A 22,153-nucleotide genomic window follows, 5' to 3' on the forward strand; every position below is an offset into this window, starting at 1 on the left:
CCTTCGGAAGAGGCATTCATGACGGAAGACAAGAATCTCTATGACGTGGTCGTCATCGGCGGTGGACCTGCAGGCCTGAGCGCAGGCCTCTATCTGGCCCGGGCGCGGTATCGCACCCTGATCCTGGAGAAGGACGACTTTGGCGGCCAGATCACCATCACGGCCGACGTGGTCAACTACCCGGGCGTGGCCAGCACTGATGGCCGCAGGCTGACCGATACCATGCGCCAGCAGGCCCAGAACTTTGGAGCCGAGTTCATGAGCGCCGAGGCCACAGGTATCGAGGCCCAGGGCGACATCAAGGTGGTCCACACCTCTCGGGGCGACCTGCGCACCTTCGGCATCCTGATCGCCACCGGCGCCAGCCCCCGCAAGATAGGCTTCCAGGGCGAGCAGGAGTATGCGGGCCGCGGTGTGGCCTACTGCGCCACCTGCGATGGCGAGTTCTTCACCGGGCGCGAGGTCCTGGTGGTCGGCGGCGGGTTCGCAGCCGCTGAGGAGTCGGTCTTCCTGACCAAGTACGCCACCAAAGTGACCCTGCTGGTGCGCGAGGAGGACTTCACCTGCGATGCTGCCGTGGCTGACGAGGCCCGGAAGAACGACAAGATCGAGATTCATTACTCCACCGAGCTCAAGGGAGTCTCCGCTGGCCCCGGCGGGCTGGTCGAGGCCGCTATCCTGGACCGCAAGAGCGGGCAGACCACCACTTGGAAGCCCCAGGATGGCGGCACCTTTGGCGTCTTCGTCTTCGCTGGCTACGTGCCCCAGACCGGCATACTCAAGGGCGTGGTGGATCTGGATGACCACGGGTACGTGCTGACCCACGACTACCTGGAGACCTCGGTGCCAGGCATCTACGCCGCCGGGGATCTGCGGGTCAAGAACCTGCGGCAGGTCATCACCGCCGCCTCCGATGGGGCTGTGGCCGCCGTGGAGCTGGAGCGCTACGCCTCCAACATGTCGGACAAGACCGGCCTGGTGCCGCCGCGGCCCGAGGACTCCCCCTACGCCCGTTCCGAGCGGCAGGCCGAGAACTCCGCCCTGGCCTCGGGCACCTCGCCCGCGCCTGTGGCCCAGGAGGACGGCCAGGCCCTGGCCAAGACCTCCGGCTTCTTCGGGCCGGACATCCGCAAACAGCTGGACATGGTCTTCGGCAAGATGACAGGAAAGCTGGAGCTGGCCCTGGATCTGGACGGCAGCCAGGTCTCCAAGGAGCTGGAGGCCTTCGTGGATGAGCTGGTCGGGCTCTCCGACGGCAAGCTGACCGTCAGGGTCGACTCCCGCACGGACGAGGACAGCAAGGACTACGATCCCTCCAGCGACCTGCCTGATGCACGTCCCAGCGTGCGCATCTGCCGGCTGGACGACCAGGGCGTCTCCCAGCCGACCGGATTGGCCTTCCATGGCGTGCCCAGCGGCCACGAGTTCAACTCCTTCGTCCTGGCCCTCTACAATGCGGCGGGCCCCGGGCAGCAGGTTGATCAGCCCACCTCGGACCGGATCGATGCCATCAAGGACCGGGTGGACGTGATGATGCTGGTCTCCCTGACCTGCACCATGTGCCCGACTACGGTCCTGTCCGCCCAGCGGGTGGCGGCCCAGAACGGCAAGGTGCGCGCCGAGGCTTACGACCTGGCCCGCTTCCCTGAGCTGAAGGATCAATACCAGGTCATGAGCGTCCCCTGCATTGTGATCCGCAAGGACGGACAGGAGACCGTGGAGTTCGGCAAGAAGTCCGTACCTGAAATGCTGGATCTGATTGGGGCCTGACCCTGGGTCTGAACCTGAACAGAGTCTGAGAAGGCGCTGGCGTCTATTGCCTTTGCGGTGATGATGCCAGCGTCTTTTTGGTATATGTTGCAGGTCTGCATTGATGAAAAGCTCTGGATATTATCCATGGTTTGGATAGTTTGTTGTATCAGCAGCCACAGGAGTGGCGGATGGCTAGATCCGCCTTGATGATCTGCACGTCGGGGACCTGGTCCGGCTCCAAGGCCGCATTGATGGCGCAGGCGGCAATTTTCGCAGTGTCCTGCTGCATGGTGGTCAGCTGAGGCCAGGTGTAGAGGGAGTCGATGGTGCCGTCAAAGGAGACGATGGCTACATCCTCGGGAATGCGCAGCCCGCGTTCATGCAGGGCTCGCAAAGCACCCATGGCCTCCAGGTCCGATCCGGCGAAGATGGCCTGGGGTGGTCTGCCGCTGTCAATCAGGTCCAAGGTGGCGCGGTAGCCGCCCTCGCGTGTGAAGAAGGCCTGGCGAATCCTGCCGGCGGGAAGGTTGGCGTTCTGATGGGCCGCATACCAGCCCTGGATGCGGGCGTCGCCCCGGTCGTCGGGGGAGCCGCCGAAGAGCATGTCGACGCTGCAGTGCCGGTGCTCGATCAGGTGTTGGGTGGCGGTCAGGCCAGAGTGGAAGAAATCGGTCGACACGCTCTTGGCATTGCTCACCCGGTTGGGCTGGTCCATGAAGACGAAGCGACTCTCCTCAAGATGAGCCATGCTCAGCTGTGCGTAGCTGCGTGAGGATGAGAGGAAAATGGCATCGACGTTGCGCTCCAGCAGCTGTCTGATGGCCTGCTCCTCCAATTCGGGGTCGCTGCGCACGTTCATGAAGAGAACCGAGTATCCCCGCCGCATGGCCACCGTCTGCAGCTCGTCGTAGATGCCGGCGCTGAATGGGTTGGAAGAATCCGGCACAATGACCCCCAGCATCTTGGAATAGCCGGTGCGCAGGGCGCGCGCCGTGGGGTTGGGGTGGTAGTTCAGCAGCTTCGCCGCCTCGCGCACCCGCTTGGATGTGTTCGGAGCCACAGCCCTGGGCCCATTGTTGAATACGTAGCTGACCACGGCTGTGGAGACATTAGCCAGCTTGGCCACATCCGTGCGCGTGGCCCTTTTGCGTTGTCGGTGATCCTTGTTGTTTGCAGCCATCAGAGTTCGTTCCCATCTGCCTATTCACCAGTCTCAATTTATGCTACCCGGAATAGGGAATCTACTCGAATTGATATTGCCGTCAAACCCGGTTGAGCACCATTATTGATCTGTCTGCACATGTCTTGCTAAGGCTGAAAAATCAAGGTAAATAGCACCAAAAAACCAGCCATTGCGGGTGCGTTTTTCCTCAAAAGCAACTGTTTAGGCAACCAGCGTCAGATATTTGACAGACGAATCTACTCGTGTATATTAAGAATCACGAATGAGTTCAGGTTCTCTCGGAACGTGTTCGGCGAAGAAGCAACCTACGAAGGAGTGGTTGATGAACAAGATCAAGACGGTGGCGGCGGTCGGCATCTGCTGCGCTATGGCAATAACCTCATTGGCTGCCTGCGGCTCTTCCTCCTCCGGGGGCAAGAAGACCGTGGAATTCATGACCATGCAGTCGACGGGGACCCCCCAGCTCAAGGCTCTTCAGGGCCTGGGCAAGAAGTTCGAGGCAAAGAATCCAGACATCGCCATCAAGATGGTTCCTGGCACCAACAACAACGAGAACGACATCAAGGTTCGCCTAGCGGGCCACAACCCTCCGGACATATGGAACACCCACGGCTGGTCGCGCGACCGGTACGGCAACTTTCTTGAGCCTCTGCAGAACAGGCCCTGGGCCAAGCGGCTCAAGCCGATAGGCAACGATGTCTTCAAGACCAAGGACGGCAGGTTCTACGCCCTTCCTGCTGATATTCAAGTGTCTGGCATCATGTACAACCAAACGGTTCTGGATGCGGTCGGCATCGATCCCAAGTCCATCGACACCTGGGACGCCTTTGAGCAGGCCTGCACCAAGCTCAAGGCCGCCGGGTACACCCCGCTCATCTCCTCCAACAAGGATGCGGGTCCTAATGGCGACATCGCCGACTATATGCTTCCGGGCATGTACGACGACAGCCAGCTCAAGGACCTTTCTGCCGGCAAGTTCGATACCGCAGTCTACGAGAAGTACACCTCCAGGGTGGCCAAGTGGGCCAAGGACGGCTGGTTCAATGTGGATTACACTTCCGCCTCCCAGGATGACATATCCAGGCTGATGGCCCAGGACAAGGTCGGCTTCTCCTTCCGCGCCAACGGCAGCTCACAGCTGATCCAGTCCTACAATCCCAAGGTCAAGCTGGGCATGATGCCGGTTCCTGCAGAAGTCGGCAGACCCTACTTCTCTACAGGCGAGGACACCCTGACCTTCGGCGTCTCCAAGACCAGCAAAAACAAGGACGCGGCATTGAAGTTCATCGACTTCATGGCCGAGCCTGAAAACCTGCAGAAGCTGGTAGACGTGAGCATGAACGATTCGGCCCTGACCGGCGTCAAGTCCGCGCTGGGGCAGTTTGAGCCAACATACGACTACTGGGTCAACAAGAAGAAGACCAAGTTAGTCCCCTTCTTCGACCGCAAGTACCTGCCCAACGGCATGTACAACACTCTGGCCAAGTCGACCGACGGTCTGCTGACCGGTCAGCTGACTGCACAGGCCGCTGCCGATCAGGTCAAGACCTCCTTCAACAGCCTGTATGGCCAGAAGTCTTCCTGAGCAGTGAACCAAGAGGAGCCGAGTCATGACAGATAGCCGCTCAGGGACGATTCCTTCGCAGGACACCCAATCCGGATCACCGTTACATGGGGATAGCAGGGATACATCCGTTGACCATGTCAGGGGTCCCGCCCCGCGTCGTCGCCGTTTCAAGGGTGCCTCGATCAATCTCTTCTATCTTCCTGCCGTCATCCTCCTGGTGATCTTCATCATCTATCCGCTCTTGTCGGGGATCGGACTTTCCCTGACCAACTGGGACGGGTACAACGAGGCCAAGTCCTTCGTGGGGCTGGCCAACTACAAGCAGATGCTGACTGACGCCAACTTCAAGCAGGTGGTCATCAACACCTTTATCTACGGCATTGGCAGCACAGTGCTTCAGCAGATCCTGGGCCTGGCTCTGGCACTGCTGCTGAACGCCAGGATCAAGGGGCGCACCCTGATCAGGGCCATCATCTACCTGCCCGCTCTGGTGGCCCCGGTCATCATGGGCATCATGTACTACTTCGTCTTCCAGTACCAGCAGGGCGCCCTGAACGCCGTCATGACGGCGCTGGGTCTGCACAAGGTGGCCTGGTTCAACAATGCGGGGTTCTCGGTCTGCATCATCGTGCTGGTGAATTCCATCCAGTTCGTCGGCGTCTCCATGATCATCTACCTGGCCGGTCTGCAGACCATGGACCAGGAGGTGGTCGAGGCCGCCGAGGTCGATGGGGCATCCGGCTGGAAGAAGTTCTGGAACATCACCCTGCCGCTCCTGTCGCCCGCCTTCACGACCAGCGTGGTTCTGAACCTGATCGGAGGGTTGAAGCTCTACGACATGGTCAAGGTGCTGACAGGCGGCGGCCCCGGGTATGCCACCAACTCCATCTCGACCTATATCGGCACGATCTACTTCGACAACCAGGCGGCCGGGTATGCCTCGGCCATCGGAGTCTTCCTCTTTGTCCTGATTGCCATCGTGACCTGGCTGGTCAACAAGGGGCTGACCAAGCTGGATTGGGAGGCCTGACATGGCTAGCAAGAACAAGAATGCGATGACCCCTGCCGAGCGGTCATACCAGCGTGGGCGTTGGGCCATCTACCTCTTTCTGGTCATCGTCTGCCTCTGCCAGCTCCTGCCCTTCTACCTGGCGATCACCACCTCGCTCAAGCCTTCGGACGATCTGAGCTCGGCCCTGAGCATGCGCACCCACGACCTGGCATGGTCCAACTGGTCCGAGGCCGTCAACGAGGGTGGCATCCTCAAATCCGTTCTCAACAGCGTGGTGGTGACTGTTGGGGCGACGGCCCTGGTCTGCATCCTGGGAGCAGCTGCGGCCTACCCCCTGGCTCGTCGCCTGACCCGATTCAACAAGCTGGTATCGGCCTTCATCCTCTCCATGATGATGATTCCGCCGCTGAGCATCCTGGTCCCCCTCTACTCCTTCCTGGTCAGAATCGGCGGGGTGAACAACTACTGGGGCATCATCGTGGTGCTGACGGCCACCAACCTGCCTCTGTCGGTCTTCCTCTACACGGCCTTCATCAAGGCCATACCCCCGGCGATTGATGAGGCCGGCGAGCTGGACGGGGCCAACCGGCTCCAAGTCTTCATGCGCCTGGTCCTGCCCATGCTCAAGCCGGTGACGGCGACCGTGGTCATCATGACCGGCTCGACAGTATGGAACGACTACGCCCTGTCCAGCTACATCCTGACCGATCCCTCGGCCCAGACCATTGCCCCTCGTGTGGCCTCCTTCTTCTCGGCCAATACCAACAATCTGGGCGTCGCCGCAGCGGCATCCCTGATTGCGGCAGCACCCATGGTGGTCGCCTACATGTTCCTGCAGAAGTACTTCATTGCAGGGATGGTGGCCGGAGCAGTCAAGTAGTCTTTTAGTCAGGAGCCGCCCAACTGCAGTTGAGCGGGCGGCTCACTGGCTCATCAAGCATCGTTGTTTTTGCACATTTGTGCCGTAGTCACCAAAGGATTTTTCATGCTCTTTCCACAGTCGGTCCATTCGGATCAGCCACTCACCTATATGGCCCTGGGGCCCGTTACACCGGGTGCCGATATTCCTGACATCAGAGGGCTGTATGCAGGCCCCGACCTGGATGGCTTGGAACAGAGCCCCGTCTGGGCCTCAACCCATTCGCCCCTGCTGCTGGAGCATGCGCAGAACACCTACCTGCATCCGGGCCTGACCGGGCATCGGATCACGCAGGGCCCCGAGGGCTTCCAGGCCGGTCGTTCCTGGTCGCCACGATTCCTGGTCGAGGGCCGGCCCGAGCAGACCGCCGACTCGCTGATCATCAAGGCTCGCGACGAGGGTGCCCAGCTTGGCTTGAAGACCAGGGTGGAGGCCATGGCCGGCGGCTCCCTGCGGATTCGTCACACCCTGCGCAACCTGGGCGCCGATCCCTTCCTGCTGGAGGGTCTGGAGATCCGCCTGCCCCTGGACGACCAGCAGACCCAGATTCTGGACTTCGCCGGTAGGCACGAGCGTGAGCGCAGCCCCCAGCGTCATGATATGGCCGACGGGGCCTGGGTGCGTGAGTTTCGTTGGGGCCGCACCGGCTTCGAAGGGCCCGTAATCATGGTGGGCACCCCCGGGTTCAACTTCCACCATGGCAGGGTGCTCTGCGTCCAGCCGGCCTGGAGCGGCAACACCGTGCTCCGGGTGGACCGGAACAGCGCCACCCCGGCCGGCGTCAGCGCTGGCGAGCTCCTCCTGCCCGGCGAGGTGGTCTTGGACCAGGGCCAGGAGTACAGCACGCCCTGGATCGTGGTCACCGCCTCCGACCATGGCATGGATCCGATCATGAACAGCCTGCACGCCTGGGAGCGCACTCTAACCGAGCATCCGCGCGAGCAGCCGGTCATCCTGAACGTCTGGGAGGCCATCGCCTTCAACCACGACTTCAATACCCTGCGCGACCTGGCCGACCGGGCCGCCCGCATCGGAGTGGAGCGCCTTGTTCTGGACGACGGCTGGTTCCACCTGCGCCGGGACGACAAGGCCGGTCTAGGCGACTGGTGGGTGGATCCTGCTGTCTGGCCCCAGGGTCTGGAGCCTTTAGTTGATTATGTCCACAAGCTAGGGATGCAGTTCGGCCTCTGGTTCGAGCCGGAGATGATCAATCCTGATTCGGATGCCTTCCGCGACCATCCTGAGTGGGTCATGAGGGCATCCTCCAGAAACCCGGAGCTGCAGCGCAACCAGCTGGTCCTAGACCTGACCAACCCCCAGGCCTTCAACCATGTGCTGGAGGCCATGACCGAGGTTCTGGGGTCCTGCCAAATCGACTACGTCAAGTGGGACCACAACCGCGACCTTCTTGAGGCCGGCTCACAGGCCCATGGGGGCGCGCCGGCCATCCACGAGCAGACCCTGGCTTACTACCACCTTCTGGACGCCCTCCGCGCTCGCTTCCCTGAGGTGGAGTGGGAGTCCTGCGCCTCGGGCGGCGGCCGCATCGACCTGGGCGTGATCGAAAAGATCCGCCGCTTCTGGAACTCCGACATGACCGATGCCCTGAGCAGGCAGCTGATCCAGCGCTGGACCGAGCAGACCGTGGCCCCCGAGTACATCGGCGCCCACATCTCCCAGCCCTCCTCCCAGCAGACCGGCAGAACCTACAGCCTGGATTTCCGGGCCGCCACGGCTGTCTTCGGGTCCATGGGCATCGAGTGGGACATCCGCCAGGCCAGCGAGGAGGACCTGGAGCGGCTCAAGGAATGGATCACCTGGTACAAGGTCAACCGCGGCTTCCTCCACTCCGGCCGCGTGGTTCGCCTGGACCTGGCTGACCCCTCGGCGCTGGCCCATGGCGTGGTGGCCCCCGACCGCAGCCGCGCCATCCTGGCCCATGTCCAGTTGGATGAATCCCTGCATAATCGTGGTGTTTGTCTACGTATTCCCGGCCTGGATCCCAAGGCGCTGTATCGGCTCGCCTGGACCGGCCCCGCCAAGCCCAAGGCCTCGCTGGAGCATTTGGATCCAACAGGTCCGCTGGGCACCGCCGAGGTCACCGGCACCTATCTGGAGCGTGTGGGTATCCGCATACCCCGTTGCCAGCCCGAGACCATCCGCCTGATCGACCTGGTCCGGGTCTGACCCGCCGCCGTCTGCCACACCACAGGGATGAAGGAGCACTGAGTCATGAACCCAACCAGCCTTAGCCTTGGAGAGCTGGATTGGATCACGCTGACCACCGATGCCGACAGGGAGACTGTGCCTGCGGGAAGACGCTTTCACACAGCCCCCGACGTGAGGGCCAGCCTTAAGGGCGGGTCCGCTCTGACAGTCAGCCTGACCGCCGGTTCAACCCCCATCCGGTCCCTGGCGCTGCGCTGGACCAGGCCCATGCCCTCCGATGACTTCTACCTGGGCGACGCCTGGGAGCGCGGCTACGGCCGCATGGGTTTCCAGACCATGCGTGCCAACCGGTTCATGCCCTGGTACTTCTTGGCGGTGGGTCAGGAGCAGGCCGAGGGGTACGGGGTGGTCACCGGAGCCAACGCCTTCTGCTTCTGGCAGGTCGATACGGCCGGTGTCACCCTCTTCCTTGATCTGCGCAATGGAGGCACAGGCCTGGTCCTGGACGGCAGAGAGCTTGAAGCGGCCACCATCGTTTGCCTGCAATATCCGCTTCAGGAGCGGGCTGGTGGTCCGGTCTTTGCTGTGGCCACTGACTTCTGCTCCCGGATCAGCCGCAAGGGCCTCATACCCACCGAGCCGGTCTACGGGAGCAACAACTGGTACTACGCCTACGGAGACTCCAGCCGCTCCCGGATTCTTGCCGATGCCGAGTATTTGGCCTCTCTGACCCAGGGCAGCGCCAACCGCCCCACCATGGTCGTGGACGACGGGTGGCAGGACCACCACCGGCTTGAGGACTACAACGGCGGTCCCTGGCGGCGTGGCAACGAGAAGTTCGGCGACATGGGCGCTTTGGCCGACCGGATCAAGGCCATGGGCATCAAGCCCGGCATTTGGTACCGCCCGCTCCTCAACGAGGACGAGACCATTGCAGACCAGTGGAGGCTCCCGCACAACGGATGCCTGGACCCCTCAAACCCGCAGGTCCTGGACTACATCCGCCAGGACATCGCCCAGCTGGGGGAGTGGGGCTACCAGCTGGTCAAGCATGATTTCAGCACCTTCGACCTGCTGGGCAGGTGGGGCTTCCAGATGAACCCCTGGCCCAGCCCGGACGGCTGGCACTTCTACAACCGGAGCCTGACCAGCGCTCAGGTGGCCAAACAGCTCTACCGGGCCATCTTCGAGCAGGCCACTAAGACCGGGATGCTGGTCCAGGGATGCAACGTGGTCGGTCACCTGGGCGTCGGCTTTATGCAGATCAACCGGACCGGCGACGACACCAGCGGCCTGCAGTGGGAGCGGACCAGGCAAATCGGGGTCAACACCTTGGCCTTCCGTCTGCCCCAGAACGGGAGCTTTTACGCCACCGACGCCGACTGCGTGGGCATATCCGACTCAATCGACTGGGGGTTCAACCGTCAGTGGATGGACCTCTTGGCGCGGACTGGCACCCCACTCTTCTTCTCGGCCCGCCCAGGCAGCCTGACCGCTGAACAGGAGGGCCAGCTCAGGCAGGCCTTGGCCATGGCCTCGACCGGAGGCGCCCATGCCCTTCCCTCGGACTGGCTGGTCAATGACTGCCCTGAGATTTGGACTGACGACGGCGGCACCCGCCGATACTCCTGGTATCAGCCGGCTGGCCTGGAATTCGCTGACATGCCTGAGCGCTACGATGGGTACCTTTCAGCCATTTAGAGGAAGTTGGCGGCCGTGCTCGGTTGGGATGGGCACAGCCGCCAGATTCGCCGGATCGCAGTGTTGAGGATCCGGCCTTACTCGCAAGAAGCACAGTGGAGAACATTCGGTAACGCCATTTGCGGAGTTTCCCAAGAACTTTGCCGACTGTCTCCCTAACAGCCGGTGCGTGTCATTTACTCCTGCGTCTTTGTACGGCTGATGCAACTTTATCATTCTGCTATGACTATGGCAGCCTAACCTGTTATCAGCGAGATCCATGGCTGGCATGATGGACGAACAGTGGTCGGACCAGCTGGGGCTGTGCTCCCTCCCTCGTGGGCAAGGAGCATCCGTCGGCTTGGACGCTGCGCCCATGCCGGTCAGCAGTCTCAGCAGGACGAACGCAGACGGCCGGCTAGATATGCGAAGCCGGAACCCCTTGCCAACGCCGTTCGCCTTGCAATGTCTCGTCTGTCGAAAAGCAGTCCTGCCGTCAACGCGGGCCTTGCATCACTTCGCTCGAGCCATGGCGGAATCCAGCCGTCTTCCCGGCGTCCCCCCCCCCCCCCCGCTACCATCCAGCTAATAAACAACACATATGGTCACGTCAGGGGCACTTGAATAAGCAGGCCCCGCCTCCTGCAACTGCGGGAGAACGGGGCCCGTGCTTAACTGCCGGGCGGGGATCAGCCGGTGTTCTGCAGGCCAGCGGCGACTCCCGAAACGGTGCAGAGGATCAGGTAGATGAAGTCGGCCTGTTGGCTCTTGCTGAGTTCCTCCTTGTCGTTGCGACGACGCAGGGCACGCAGGGCGCGCACCTGGGTCACTGACAGGGCGTCCACATATGGAGAGCGGATCCGGATGGCCTGGCCCAGCACGTGGCGGTGCTGCAGGGGCCACTCGTCGCCCACGATCTGCAGAACCCACTTGCGGGTCAGCTCCATCTCCGAGAGGACCTTCTGGCTCAGGTCGTCCCGGTCGCCCAGGGAGAGGTACATCTTGGCGATACGCTCGTCGGTCTTGGCCAGGCTCATCTCGATGTTGTCGATGAAGGTGCTGAAGAGCGGCCACTCCTCGTAGGCCTGACGCAGGGTCTCCAGGTCGCCGAACTTCTCGCAGGCGGTGCCCAGGCCGTACCAGGCGGCCAGGTTGATTCGGGCCTGTGCCCAGGAGAAGACCCAGGGTATGGTCCGCAGATCGTCCAGGGACTTGGCGCCCAGACCACGCTTGGCAGGCCGGGATCCGATGGGCAGCAGGCCGATCTCGTTCAGGGGCGTCACGATGGAGAACCAAGGTGCGAAGTCCGGCGTATGCAGCAGGTCCAGGAAGCGCTCGTGTGCGGCCTGGTCCAGTTCGTCGGCCATATCCGCGTACTTCTCGGTCATGGTGGTGTTGCGCTCCTCCACGCTGGGCGCGGATTGGAGCAGGGTGGCCGCAGCCACGGACTCGATGTGGCGGATGGCCAGGACCGGGTTGCCGTAGCGGGCGAAGATGACCTCGCCCTGTTCGGTCAGCTTGAACCGGCAGTTCACCGAACCCACAGGCTGGGCCAGCACGGCCCGGTTGGCAGGGCCGCCTCCACGGCCTACGGCGCCGCCGCGTCCGTGGAAGAGGGTCAGGTCAATGTCATGGCTCTCAGCCCACTTGGCGATGCGCTCCTGGGCGGAGTGCAGGGCCAGGGTCGCCGAGACAGGGCCGGCATCCTTGGAGGAGTCGGAATAGCCCAGCATGACCTCCATCTTGTTGCCGGTCTCCTTGAGCCGGGCCTGGACCTCGGGGATCTTGATGATCTCCTCCAGCACGTCCACCGAGTTCTGCAAATCCTCCAGCTGTTCGAACAGGGGGATCACGTCGATGACCGGCACGTCCTCGGCATGTTCGAAGGCCAGCCGGTTGAGCTCGTAGACGTCCTTGACGTTCTGCGCCGACTTGGTGAAGGAGATGATGTAGCGGCGGGCGGCCTTCTGGCCGTTGCGCTTCTGGATGGCTCCCAGGGCCCGGAAGGTGTCGAGCACCTCGTGGGTCATGGGCTGCAGCTCGCCGCGCTCGCCATGCAGGCCATGCTCACGGATATCCTCCAGGGCGCGGGCGTGGACCAGGGAGTGCTGGCGGAACTCCATCTCCACCATGTGGAAGCCGAAGGTCTGGGCCTGCCAGATCAGATCCTGCAAGGGGCCGTAGGCCTGACGGACCGCGCCCGCCTTGGCCAGGGAGTCCTGGACCACGCGCAGGTCTGCGATGAAGTCGTCACAGTCGGCATACATGAGGTCGGCGTCACGCTGGATGGTGGCCTGCAGGCGGTCTGCGATGACCAGGACTACGGCACGGTGCAGTTCGTTGTGAGAGATGGTGGCGGCCCGATCGGTCAGGCGTTCGCTCATCTCCTTCTGGTGGCTCCACAGGCTCCTCAGCTCGGGGCTGGGGGGTGTGGTGGTCACCTCCATGGTCATGTTGCGGCCCACGGTGGTGGTGGCCTTGACCAAGGCCTTGAGCATGTGGTCCGAGAACTTGCGGGCTACTTTGCGCGAGACCTTGGCAGTCACATTGGGGTTGCCGTCACGGTCGGAGCCGATCCAGCTGCCCGGGTGGAAGAAAGCAGGGCAGACCGGCTTGACCATGCCGGCCTTCTTGCCCAGCATCCAGTCATCGAAGCGGCGGTAGACCCTGGGAATGGTCTCGAAGAGCGTGGAGTCGAAGATATCCAGGATGGTGTTGGCTTCTTCGACGGGCGTCGGCTTCTTGGCTGCGATGGGCGAAGTCCGGAAGAGGGCGTCGATCTCGTTATGCAGCAGACGCTCGTTCTCCTCCAGTTCGGAACCGCCCAGACCACGGCGAACGGCCAGCAGGTTGGCGATGCGCCGGATCTTGCCCTCCACGGCCTTGCGCCGCGCCTCGGTGGGGTGGGCGGTGAAGACGGGGTGGAACTCCAGCTTCTCCAGCAGCTCCGAGGCCTTGGCCGGGCCCATCTCCTGAAGGAGCTGGCTGTAGGCGCTGGTCATCTCGTTGATGGGATCGGTGCCCTTGACCTCAAGGTTCACCTTGCCCTCACGCTCATGCAGGACCTTCACCCGGTAGTTCTCTTCGCAGAGGTTGGCCAGGTGGAAGTAGGTGGTCAGGGCGCGGGCCAGCAGCTGGGAATCCTTGACTGAGGTGTCGTCGATCAGGGCCACGGCCTTGGACAGGCCGTCCTCGTCAGGCACGGGGTCCGAGGGGTGGCGGTTGAAGTGCTCGGCGCTGGCCGTCATTACGTCCTCGCGCAGGGAATCGAACCGCTTGAGCAGCTGTTGATCGAACTCCCCCAACACATCCCTGAGCAGCCGCAGGCACAAGGCCATGTCCTCGTCCAACGATTGAGGCAGCTTGCGTTCCTCCGGCCCCTTGGTCCCGGTGCCGGATGTGACCAGGGTCGCATCGGCAGCCGTGATTTGCTGATTACTATCTGTCATCAGTCCTCCTTGTCGAATCGCAGGTTGCCCGGTCTTCGGCCATTCCACGGCTCCTCCGCGGTTATTGGTGGTCGGCGTTGCAGGCCCACAGCCTCCGATTCGATGGCTCGCGGCCCATTCTAGGACGTTTTCGGGTCGAATACGTTTCATGGTCCCATGCGGCGGTGCAGGGGCACGTGACCCGGGTGGAGTATGAATGTGGGTGTGAAATTCAAGAGCAGAAGTTCCAAGGATGGCTATCGCGGCAGGACCGCAGCCGAGGTCAGACGGGTCAGCAAGTACCACACCCACTCCATTCCGCTGGACATGGAGGATATTGAACGCGATTACGACAAGCCCATTGTCGAGGCTTGCATCGCGGCCAAAACCAGTCTGATTGTGCGGGTGGGCATGCTGGAGCTGGGGGCCGGCACGGGAAGCTTCCGCGTGCGCGAGATGATGCACAGGATTGCCTACCCCATGGGCGTGCACGTGCGGGCCGACGTGAACCTGACCGACATCGAGGCCACCTGCACGGATGGCGTGTCTCGGATTACCGAGGTGGTGGACCTGCCCACTACTGGGGTCAATACCGAGCGGATCTGGCTGCTGGAGCACTTCGCGGACTGGCTCAGCGTCAAGTGCGGGCAGGCGGGGACGTACCACGCCATGTCGGTGGTCTCCCGGGAATTGGTGGACAACCTGGACGAGCCGAACATCTACGCGGCGGCCCGCAAGGCGGTCAAGGAGGTACTGGCCCAGGACCAGGATGCGGCCAAGGCGCTCAAGGATGCGGTGGCCACCGCTGTGCACAACGAGGACGAGATCAGCCAGAGCCGAATCGATGCGGCGGCCATGGACACCAGGACGGCCGCCGGTCTGGGCACTGTAGGCTCCACGCCTCGGCCCGAGGATTCCAACGATCCCAAAGCCGCTTCCGCTTCTGCTGCTGACGTGGTTGAGAATTCAGATTCGAGTGCCGCCAGCTCTGCAGCCGCTGAATCTTCTGCAACCAGTCAAGGACGCGATTCGGGGGCTGGGCGGCCCGCTTCCGGACAATCTGCGTCAACTCAAGGCGGAGCGCGTGAGAAGGCCAGGACTTCCGAGGGCGCCGCGTCCTCCGAACAGTCGGTGTCTTCCGTCTGGTCCGCGTCTTTCAAAGAGGCTGTATCTTCCGATGGGCCTGTTTCCTCTCACGAGTCCGCACCCTCGCAGACGCGGGCTACGGATGGCATCACAGTCCGACAGGCGCATGAACGCCTGGACCTGATCGAGCGACGCAGACCCCTCTACTCGCCCCTTTTCTCGGGCTTCGCCTCGGCCGTGGCCTGCGCGGCCTTCGTCTTCCTGCTGGGCGGCGGCCCCTACGACATGGCCGGAGCTTTCGTCGGCGCTGGCATAGGACAGTGGGTGCGTCGTCAGATGCTGGGCAGGCGGATCAACCAGTTCTTCGCCACCGGAGTGGCGGTCATCATCGCCGCCCTGGCCTGTGTCGGCACGCTGAGGTTGGCGGGTATCTTCGACCCTGTGGCTCTCAGGCACGACACGGCTTACATTGGCGCCATCCTCTTCGTCATTCCCGGCTTCCCCCTGGTCACTGGCGGCCTGGACATCGCCAAGCTGGACTTCCCCTCGGGAGTGCAGCGCATCACCTACGCCTTCTCGATCATCCTGGTGGCCACACTGGGCGGCTGGGCCGTAGCAAGGATGGTCATGCTCAACCCCCAGGGCTTTGAACCCATGAACCTGAGCCCCTGGCTGATGGCTGGCCTGCGCTTGGTAGCAGCCTTCTGCGGGGTCTGGGGCTTCTCGGTCCTCTTCAACTCACCCCAGCGCATGGCCCTGGTGGCCGCCGTCATCGGCGCCCTGACCGACACCATGCGCTTGGAGATGCAGGATCTGCTCCACGTTCCTCCTGAGATGGCCGCCTTTTTGGGCGCCTTTCTGGCTGGCATGCTGGCCACGGTCTGGCGTTCCTCAGTCCGCCACGGCCTGCTGCCGCCCGATCTGGGCTATCCAAGAATCAGCCTGACCGTGCCCTCAATCGTCATCATGGTGCCCGGCCTGTATATGTACCGGGCCATGTTCTACCTGGGGCAGTTCAATACGCTCAACGCCCTGGACTGGGCCTTCCGGGCCTTCATGGTCATCATCTGCCTGCCTATCGGCCTGGTTACGGCTCGGGTGCTGACCGACCGCTCCTGGCGGTACGACGTCTAGTAGCGCATGCCCATGGCCGAGCGGACCTGATCAAGGGTCTCCTCGGCTACCTGGTTGGCACGCTTGTTGCCTTCAACCAGGATGTCGCGCACGGTGTCCATGTCCTTGGCCAGCTCGGCGCGGCGCTCGCGGTGGGGTGCCAGGAATTCGTTGACCGACTTGGTCACATAGGCCTTGAGGGCGCCCGAGCCGGCATTGCCGATCTCCTCGGCGATATCCTCGGGCTTCCGGTCGGTCACCAGGCCGGCCGTGGTCAGCAGGGCCGAGACTTGGGGGCGGTTGACAGGGTCGAAGGTAATCCTGCGCTCGGAGTCGGTGGGGGACTTGCGGATCAGCCTGGCTGTCTCCTCCGCGGTGGCGCCCAGCATGATGGAGTTGCCGTAGGACTTGCTCATCTTGCGGCCGTCCAGACCTGGAATCTCAGGGGTGTCAGACAGGATGGCCTCAGGCTCGGGGAAGACCGGAGCCTGGCCGGGGTAGCGCTCATCGAAGCGGCGGGCGATGGTCCGAGTCAGCTCCACATGCGGCAGGTTGTCCTTGCCGATGGGCACTACGTTGGCCTTACAGAAGAGTATGTCGCAGGCCTGGTGGACCGGGTAGGTCAGCAGCAGGCCGGTAAGGGCGTGGCCACTGGCCTCCATCTCGGCCTTGACGGTGGGATTGCGGTGAAGCTCGGCCTCGGTCACCAGGGAGAGGAAGGGCAGCAGCAGCTGGTTCTCTGCAGGGGTGGACGAATGGGTGAAGATCATGGTCCTCTTGGGGTCGATGCCTGCGGCCAGATAGTCTAGCACCAGGTTGAGCACGTTGTCGCGGATGTGCTCGGTGGTGTCCCGGTCGGTGATGACCTGGTAGTCGGCGATGACGATGTTGGTGTGTACGCCGCGATTCTGCATCTGGACGCGCTCGCGGATGGAGCCGAAGTAATGGCCCAGATGGAGCCTGCCGGTCGGGCGGTCGCCGGTCAGCATGGTGTAGTGGCTCGGATTCTTGCCCAGCTCGGCCAGCACCTGGTCGGACCGATGCTTGGCGGCTCTGAAGCTGTCGCTGATCTCGTTGCCTGCCGCTGTGACTTCTTCCTGCATGGTCCCACCCTCGTCGTCGTGCCGAATGTCCTTCTGGGAATTGCTTTTATGGTAAAAGTCCGAGCCGACAAGATACTCAGGTGGTATTCTCATAAATGATGCAAATTCACATTCAAGTTGCCTAAGCGCACTTTACCTGGCGAAGGGGGTCGGATGGGCCGCGGACGTCAGAAGGCTAAGCAGACGAAAATAGCCCGGAAGCTCAAATATCTGACAACGGACACGGATTACGACGAGCTGGCCAAAGAGCTCAGCAGCAAGGAACCCGGAACCAGGGGCAAAGATCCCTTCAAAATGGTTGAAGAGGAGTACTCCAAACCGGATTCTCGCAAATCGGGGAGCCAGGACCCCGAGGATTCCCCGGACGATGATCTGGATGATTACGCCCGGTGGGCCGCCGAAGCTGCTGCCAAGGCCACATCTGGGGAGATGCCGACCACGCCCAAGCCGCACAAACGCATACCAATTCCCGTGCCCAGCGCGCTCAAACATCACAAGGAGCAGAAGACCGCAGCCAAGGGGTCATCAAGCAAGTAGCCCCAGCAGTCAGCAGCCAGAGGTAGTCGACTAATTGGTCATACCAGGGGCAGCAGCTCGTGTAGATCGTCGCGCTCGCCCACGGCGCTGATATGCCCGGCTGCGGCTTCTTCGGTCCAGCTGGTGATGCCGGCGGCCAGCCGTAGCCAGACATCCGGGTCCAGTTCGATTACGTCGGGCGGGGTCAGGTTATGCGGGTCGGATGCCGGTCCGTCCAGAATCTTGACGGCTCCCCAGGGGGCCACCCTGACCTCCACGCCGGGGCCGGGGGCCTTGATCTCAAGCATGTGCAGGGAGTAGCGGACGGCCATGGCCTTGCTGCGTCTATCGATTTGCGGGGCCACTGACAGGCGGTCGTCTCCAGGGCCCAGATTATTCGCGGCCTCCTTGGCCGCATCGCGCCAGGCCAGAAAATCCCGGCGGCCTTCTTCCATGTCTGCTTCCCGTATGGCACTCATGGCTCCATTGTGACGCGCCGCCCCAACAGGCGTGTCCAACAGGTTGCGGTCGAGCCAAAATCAGGCATGAAAAAAGGAATCCGTTGCCCTCACGTTCTTGACGCTGGGTCGGATTCCTTCCCGACCGGAACGGTCAGGCCTGTGCGCCCGCTTGCAGAGGGGTCTCGGGATCCTCGGGCCCCTTGTCCTCCTCATCCTTGGCCAGGCCCAGGTCGACTGGCGATGAGCTGTTCTCCCAGGGCTCCTCCCAGGGATCATAATCCGGGTTCTGCTGCTTGTATACGAACAGAGCGACAACGCCGGCCAGCAGCGTGCCGAAGAGCAGTGCAAAGAACTTCCAGCCGTTTGAAGATGAATTCTCCATGTTTGGCTCCTTTCGACGACTTTCGTCGGTCCTGCCCACTTCGACCGACCTAGTCAACATCCTAGTAGAACGCGACGAATTGTGGGATGCATCGATGCCATTGCGGCACGGAAACCGCACACCCCGGCCGGACGGTCAGGTAATGTATGGTTCATGGTCAATGGCATGGGCACCAGTTTCACAGGCGGAGGGAATGGTCGGGGGCCGCTGGGATGGATCCGGCGGCGCTGGGGTGACCATGCTCCGGTCGTGACCATAGCCATCACCCTGATCTGCCTGGCGGCCTGGGTCATCCAGATGGCCTTGTATCTGTTGGCTCCGCTTCGCTATCAGCGGCTTTTGCTGGGATACTGGGCTTTCGTGCCGATTACGGCCATTCATGAGCCCTGGATGTTTGTGACCAACATATTTCTGCACGCCACCAATGTCTCGCACATCCTCTTCAACATGATCACCCTCTGGGTTGTGGGGCCGGTGCTGGAAAATCTGATAGGGCATGAGCGTTTCCTGGCCCTCTACATGATCAGCGGGCTGGGCGGAGACCTGGGGCTGATGGTCTATGCCGTCCTGGCGCCCAATGGCTGGGGCACGTCAGCCATCGGGGCCTCAGGCGCGCTCTTCGGGCTCTTTGCCGCCATTTTGGTGGTCTACCGCCGTCTGGGGATTGACATCCTTTCCATGGTGGTCTGGATGGGCATCAACTTCTGCATGCCCCTGTTCGTGCCCGGCATCGCCTGGCAGGACCACGTCGGCGGGTTCATAGTCGGCGGCCTCTTCATGCTGGCCCTGCTGCACATGGGCCGGCCCGGCTCCCGGGTGCATGGTCTGCTCTCCTGGCTGCTGCCCACGCTGATCTTCCTGGCGGCCCTGACCCTGCTGGCTCTGGGCTGCAACATGGTCAACCCCATGCGCTGAAAATCAGCATCTGCCTGTTCTGGTCAAATGACATGGATGTCATCTATCCACATTTGTTGACAATCGTGTGGATAACCTGGGAATAAGTATTCAGAACTGGTGTATATATGCTTGTAAAAAGTGGATAAGTGAACTTAGAACCCAATCAGCAGTAGGGTTGTGGACGAGTACCCTAGACTGCCCACGACAAATCCGGGCGATTGTGGATAACTCTGGATTGAGCCTGGAAACGATGGGTGAAATCGGTGGAGCGAGGTAGTGGATCCACACATGTCTGACGCTCAGGTGTGGATGGGCATGCAAAGAACCCCACAGCCGTGCTTGGACGGTTGCAGGGTTCCTGAAGAGTAATGCTGCTAAATCAGTGCCACCACATGGTCATAAGGAAGCCGATCAGCAGAATGCCGAAGCCCACGGCAAGGTTCCAGTTGCCGATGCCGGGGATGGGGAAGACGCTGCCTCTGACGGAGGAGATGTAGTAGACCACGATCCAGATCAAGCCCACCAGCATCAGTGTGACGAAGAGGGGCACGAACCAGCGCGGATTGGCCTTGGTGCTCTTGATGGTGTCCTCTACGCGGCGGGTGTTCTCTTCCTGACGCTGCACGATGCGTCGCATTTGCGGAGTCATGTGCTTTTTGTCAACGCTCTGGTTGAGCACGGCCTCTACCTTGTCCATGGACAGGCCATACTCCTCGTCCTTGGCGTCCTCGCCAGTGTCGGCGGTCTTGGCCTCGTCCACCGCTTGGTCCTCGTCATCATGGAGTTGATGCTCTGCCATGAGGTTATTCTCCTTCAGTAGATCTACTAAGCCATAGTAGCGGTTAGACTCGAACGTAATACTATCGCAGACGAGGATGAGGGTATGCCTATGACCAGACGGACGGGACGGCACGGTGCGCGCAGGTCCCTGGTCGGCACAGTGTCTGTGGCTGTGGTGCTGGCCCTGGTCGGGTTCATGCTGACCACCAACATCCGAGTCAACAAGACGGTCACGGTCACCTCGGACACGGCCGGGCTGGTGGAGGAGCGCGAGAACAAGGCTGCTGAGTTGCGCAAGGACATCAATGACATGAGCTCGCAGATCAACGCGCTGAAGACCCTGACTGACGATGACAAGGGCAGCTCGGACCAGGCCCGCGAGGACCCCGGCTCGGGCACGGTGCTCAAGGCCGTCCAGGGGCCGGGACTGACGGTGACCCTCAATGATTCCCCGCTCTGGCAGCAGAAGGTGGGCTCTGACGGGTCGACGGCCAACATCAACGATTACGTCATCCACCAACAGGATGTGGAGAGCGTGGTCAACGCGCTCTGGGCCGGAGGAGCTGAGTCGATGAGGATCCAGGATCAGCGGGTTTTGCCCACCACAGCCGTGCGGTGCGTGGGCAATGTGCTGCTGCTGCACGGCCGAAAGTACTCGCCGCCATATAAGATTTCAGCCATAGGGCCAGTCGACAGGATGACCAAGTCCCTGAATGCTTCGCCATCCATCCGGATTTACAAGGAGTACGTAAATACGGTAGGTCTGGGTTGGAATGTCGAATCTTCGGATAATCTGAGATTCCCTGAGACGACGGCTGTCCTGCAGCCACTCCAGTACGCATCGCTAGATGAGAAGGCACGGTAAATGACGACAGAGGACTCGGAGAACAACAAAACGTCGGTTGACAAACCGGAGAATAAGCGACGAACCTGGCTGGTGGGCATTGCGGAAATCGTAGGAGAGCTGCTGATCACTCTGGCCGTGGTCTGCGCACTCTACGTGGTCTGGCAGCTCTGGTGGACCGGCGTGCAGTCCGAGCATCAGCAGTTGGAGACCCGGGCCTCGACCTCCTGGAGCAACCCGGGATTGGGCGACACCCGCAAGGTGGCCAAGCCTCAGAAGGGGAATCCGCCTGTGCAGCCCAAGCAGGCCTCCGAGGGTGAACTGATAGCCCAGGCCTACATTCCTCGTTTTGGGCAGCATTGGGAGCGCAACGTGGTTCAGGGCACGTCGCCCCGAGAGCTGGCCTACGCGGGACTGGGGCATTACCCCAATACGCAGATGCCGGGCGAGATGGGCAACGTGGCCATTGCCGGGCACCGCGCCGGTTATGGTGAACCGTTGGGCCATGTGGATGAGCTGCGAGTGGGCGATGCCATCGTCCTGCGCACCAAGGATTACTGGTACGTCTACCACTACACCCGCTATAAGATCGTCGCAGCCAGCGAAGTCAGCGTTATCGCTCCCAACCCCTATTCGCCCAAAGAGGCTCCTGATCGGCGCATGATTACGCTGACCACCTGCGAGCCCAAGTACACAACGGCCACCCACCGCTGGATCAGTTGGGGCGAATTCGACTACTGGGCCAAGGTGTCCGACGGAGTGCCCAAGGAACTGCTGGGCGATCGCGGCAGCAATGTGGCCTTTGCAGACGACAAGGGTTCGGTCATGGCCAAGCTGGGTTCTCTGCAGCCGGTCTTCCTGGTTTTGGCAGCAGCCTATCTGATCATCTACCTGGCGGCCCTGGCTGCCTGGCGTTACCCCCTGCTACGGCAGATTCGCAAGGGCGAGAAGCCTCAGCCCATGATCAGCCTCTACGGCTGGCTCCTGCGGCACCAGTCCGGCATAGCTCCGATTCGGTGGCTTCTGCTGATTCTGCTCTTGCTGGCTCTGGCCTGCGCCCTGATGGAATGGGGCTTCCCGTGGCTGGCCAGCAACGTGCCCATGCTCAGACAGATGTCCAACTACTCCACCTTCTGACCCAGGCGGCATAGAAGGGCGGCGGGGCCGCAGAATCCAATGTGATCCTGCGGCCCCGCCGCTTATTGATGCCATAACTTTGCCGACTGCCGGAAGCGGCTGTCCAAGGTTCATCTAAGACACT

The 22,153-nt window shown here is 61.9% G+C and carries 17 protein-coding genes; 11 read left to right on the plus strand and 6 right to left on the minus strand.

Features of this window, described 5'->3' with window-relative positions; genetic code table 11:
- Positions 1-18: 18 nt before the first annotated feature.
- Entirely contained in the window at positions 19-1,770 is a 1,752-nt protein-coding gene (locus J3T95_RS08125; protein ID WP_267451070.1) for an FAD-dependent oxidoreductase, read from the plus strand.
- 148 nt (positions 1,771-1,918) lie between these two features.
- Here J3T95_RS08125 and J3T95_RS08130 read toward each other — a convergent pair whose 3' ends face one another.
- On the minus strand, positions 1,919-2,932 hold the full coding sequence (locus J3T95_RS08130) for a LacI family DNA-binding transcriptional regulator (RefSeq protein ID WP_220236607.1): 1,014 nt from the start codon (positions 2,930-2,932) through the stop codon (positions 1,919-1,921).
- A gap of 325 nt (positions 2,933-3,257) precedes the next feature.
- Between J3T95_RS08130 and J3T95_RS08135 the strand changes: the two genes are divergently transcribed.
- From J3T95_RS08135 to J3T95_RS08155, 5 genes are all read left to right on the plus strand, one after another.
- Positions 3,258-4,520, plus strand: a complete 1,263-nt coding sequence (locus tag J3T95_RS08135) for an ABC transporter substrate-binding protein (protein WP_220236608.1) — start codon at positions 3,258-3,260, stop codon at positions 4,518-4,520.
- A 25-nt stretch (positions 4,521-4,545) separates the two neighbouring features.
- Positions 4,546-5,532: a carbohydrate ABC transporter permease gene (locus tag J3T95_RS08140; protein WP_267451071.1), complete on the plus strand. Its 987-nt coding sequence runs from the start codon at positions 4,546-4,548 to the stop codon at positions 5,530-5,532.
- Between the two features lies 1 nt (position 5,533).
- On the plus strand, positions 5,534-6,394 hold the full coding sequence (locus J3T95_RS08145; protein ID WP_267430908.1) for a carbohydrate ABC transporter permease: 861 nt from the start codon (positions 5,534-5,536) through the stop codon (positions 6,392-6,394).
- A gap of 105 nt (positions 6,395-6,499) precedes the next feature.
- The gene (locus J3T95_RS08150) at positions 6,500-8,620 is read left to right on the plus strand and encodes an alpha-galactosidase (RefSeq protein WP_267430907.1); all 2,121 of its coding nucleotides are present in this window, start codon (positions 6,500-6,502) and stop codon (positions 8,618-8,620) included.
- Between the two features lie 45 nt (positions 8,621-8,665).
- The gene (locus tag J3T95_RS08155) at positions 8,666-10,303 is read left to right on the plus strand and encodes a glycoside hydrolase family 36 protein (protein ID WP_267451072.1); all 1,638 of its coding nucleotides are present in this window, start codon (positions 8,666-8,668) and stop codon (positions 10,301-10,303) included.
- A 668-nt stretch (positions 10,304-10,971) separates the two neighbouring features.
- Here the strand turns inward: J3T95_RS08155 and J3T95_RS08160 are convergent.
- Positions 10,972-13,731, minus strand: a complete 2,760-nt coding sequence (locus J3T95_RS08160) for a phosphoenolpyruvate carboxylase (protein ID WP_267451073.1) — start codon at positions 13,729-13,731, stop codon at positions 10,972-10,974.
- A 306-nt stretch (positions 13,732-14,037) separates the two neighbouring features.
- On the opposite strand from J3T95_RS08160, the gene J3T95_RS08165 reads away from it, so the two are divergent.
- Positions 14,038-15,930, plus strand: coding sequence for a threonine/serine ThrE exporter family protein (locus J3T95_RS08165; protein ID WP_267451106.1), 1,893 nt, complete (start codon positions 14,038-14,040; stop codon positions 15,928-15,930).
- On the opposite strand, the gene trpS is transcribed toward J3T95_RS08165, so the two are convergent.
- On the minus strand, positions 15,927-17,012 hold the full coding sequence (gene trpS, locus J3T95_RS08170) for a tryptophan--tRNA ligase (RefSeq protein ID WP_267451074.1): 1,086 nt from the start codon (positions 17,010-17,012) through the stop codon (positions 15,927-15,929). The two genes, J3T95_RS08165 and trpS, sit on opposite strands and share 4 nt — an antisense overlap.
- Positions 17,013-17,165: 153 nt before the next feature.
- Between trpS and J3T95_RS08175 the strand changes: the two genes are divergently transcribed.
- Positions 17,166-17,549: a DUF3073 domain-containing protein gene (locus J3T95_RS08175; protein ID WP_267401022.1), complete on the plus strand. Its 384-nt coding sequence runs from the start codon at positions 17,166-17,168 to the stop codon at positions 17,547-17,549.
- A gap of 38 nt (positions 17,550-17,587) precedes the next feature.
- Here J3T95_RS08175 and J3T95_RS08180 read toward each other — a convergent pair whose 3' ends face one another.
- Positions 17,588-18,007: a sterol carrier family protein gene (locus tag J3T95_RS08180; protein WP_220236617.1), complete on the minus strand. Its 420-nt coding sequence runs from the start codon at positions 18,005-18,007 to the stop codon at positions 17,588-17,590.
- A gap of 133 nt (positions 18,008-18,140) precedes the next feature.
- Entirely contained in the window at positions 18,141-18,371 is a 231-nt protein-coding gene (locus tag J3T95_RS08185) for a hypothetical protein (RefSeq protein ID WP_220236618.1), read from the minus strand.
- Between the two features lie 153 nt (positions 18,372-18,524).
- Between J3T95_RS08185 and J3T95_RS08190 the strand changes: the two genes are divergently transcribed.
- The gene (locus J3T95_RS08190; protein WP_267451075.1) at positions 18,525-19,286 is read left to right on the plus strand and encodes a rhomboid family intramembrane serine protease; all 762 of its coding nucleotides are present in this window, start codon (positions 18,525-18,527) and stop codon (positions 19,284-19,286) included.
- Positions 19,287-19,647: 361 nt separating this feature from the next.
- Here the strand turns inward: J3T95_RS08190 and crgA are convergent, their stop codons facing one another.
- Positions 19,648-20,067, minus strand: a complete 420-nt coding sequence (gene crgA, locus J3T95_RS08195) for a cell division protein CrgA (protein WP_220236619.1) — start codon at positions 20,065-20,067, stop codon at positions 19,648-19,650.
- Positions 20,068-20,157: 90 nt separating this feature from the next.
- Here crgA and J3T95_RS08200 point away from each other — a divergent pair, with 90 nt between their 5' ends.
- Positions 20,158-20,913, plus strand: a complete 756-nt coding sequence (locus J3T95_RS08200) for a DUF881 domain-containing protein (protein ID WP_220237323.1) — start codon at positions 20,158-20,160, stop codon at positions 20,911-20,913.
- On the plus strand, positions 20,914-22,029 hold the full coding sequence (locus J3T95_RS08205; RefSeq protein ID WP_267451076.1) for a class E sortase: 1,116 nt from the start codon (positions 20,914-20,916) through the stop codon (positions 22,027-22,029).
- Positions 22,030-22,153 lie beyond the last annotated feature (124 nt).

The sequence above is a fragment of the Bifidobacterium sp. B4079 genome, assembly GCF_026537385.1.
GTDB lineage: Bacteria > Actinomycetota > Actinomycetes > Actinomycetales > Bifidobacteriaceae > Bombiscardovia > Bombiscardovia asteroides_I.

Coding starts and splice junctions, on each gene's coding strand:
- J3T95_RS08175 (WP_267401022.1), top strand. CDS start 17,166: ATGGGCCGCGGACGTCAGAAGGCTAAGCAGACGAAAATAGCCCGGAAG.
- J3T95_RS08145 (WP_267430908.1), top strand. CDS start 5,534: ATGGCTAGCAAGAACAAGAATGCGATGACCCCTGCCGAGCGGTCATAC.
- J3T95_RS08160 (WP_267451073.1), bottom strand. CDS start 13,731: ATGACAGATAGTAATCAGCAAATCACGGCTGCCGATGCGACCCTGGTC.
- J3T95_RS08205 (WP_267451076.1), top strand. CDS start 20,914: ATGACGACAGAGGACTCGGAGAACAACAAAACGTCGGTTGACAAACCG.
- J3T95_RS08190 (WP_267451075.1), top strand. CDS start 18,525: ATGGTCAATGGCATGGGCACCAGTTTCACAGGCGGAGGGAATGGTCGG.
- J3T95_RS08155 (WP_267451072.1), top strand. CDS start 8,666: ATGAACCCAACCAGCCTTAGCCTTGGAGAGCTGGATTGGATCACGCTG.
- J3T95_RS08200 (WP_220237323.1), top strand. CDS start 20,158: ATGACCAGACGGACGGGACGGCACGGTGCGCGCAGGTCCCTGGTCGGC.
- J3T95_RS08185 (WP_220236618.1), bottom strand. CDS start 18,371: ATGGAGAATTCATCTTCAAACGGCTGGAAGTTCTTTGCACTGCTCTTC.
- J3T95_RS08140 (WP_267451071.1), top strand. CDS start 4,546: ATGACAGATAGCCGCTCAGGGACGATTCCTTCGCAGGACACCCAATCC.
- J3T95_RS08135 (WP_220236608.1), top strand. CDS start 3,258: ATGAACAAGATCAAGACGGTGGCGGCGGTCGGCATCTGCTGCGCTATG.
- J3T95_RS08165 (WP_267451106.1), top strand. CDS start 14,038: ATGGAGGATATTGAACGCGATTACGACAAGCCCATTGTCGAGGCTTGC.
- trpS (WP_267451074.1), bottom strand. CDS start 17,012: ATGCAGGAAGAAGTCACAGCGGCAGGCAACGAGATCAGCGACAGCTTC.
- J3T95_RS08130 (WP_220236607.1), bottom strand. CDS start 2,932: ATGGCTGCAAACAACAAGGATCACCGACAACGCAAAAGGGCCACGCGC.
- J3T95_RS08125 (WP_267451070.1), top strand. CDS start 19: ATGACGGAAGACAAGAATCTCTATGACGTGGTCGTCATCGGCGGTGGA.
- J3T95_RS08180 (WP_220236617.1), bottom strand. CDS start 18,007: ATGAGTGCCATACGGGAAGCAGACATGGAAGAAGGCCGCCGGGATTTT.
- J3T95_RS08150 (WP_267430907.1), top strand. CDS start 6,500: ATGCTCTTTCCACAGTCGGTCCATTCGGATCAGCCACTCACCTATATG.
- crgA (WP_220236619.1), bottom strand. CDS start 20,067: ATGGCAGAGCATCAACTCCATGATGACGAGGACCAAGCGGTGGACGAG.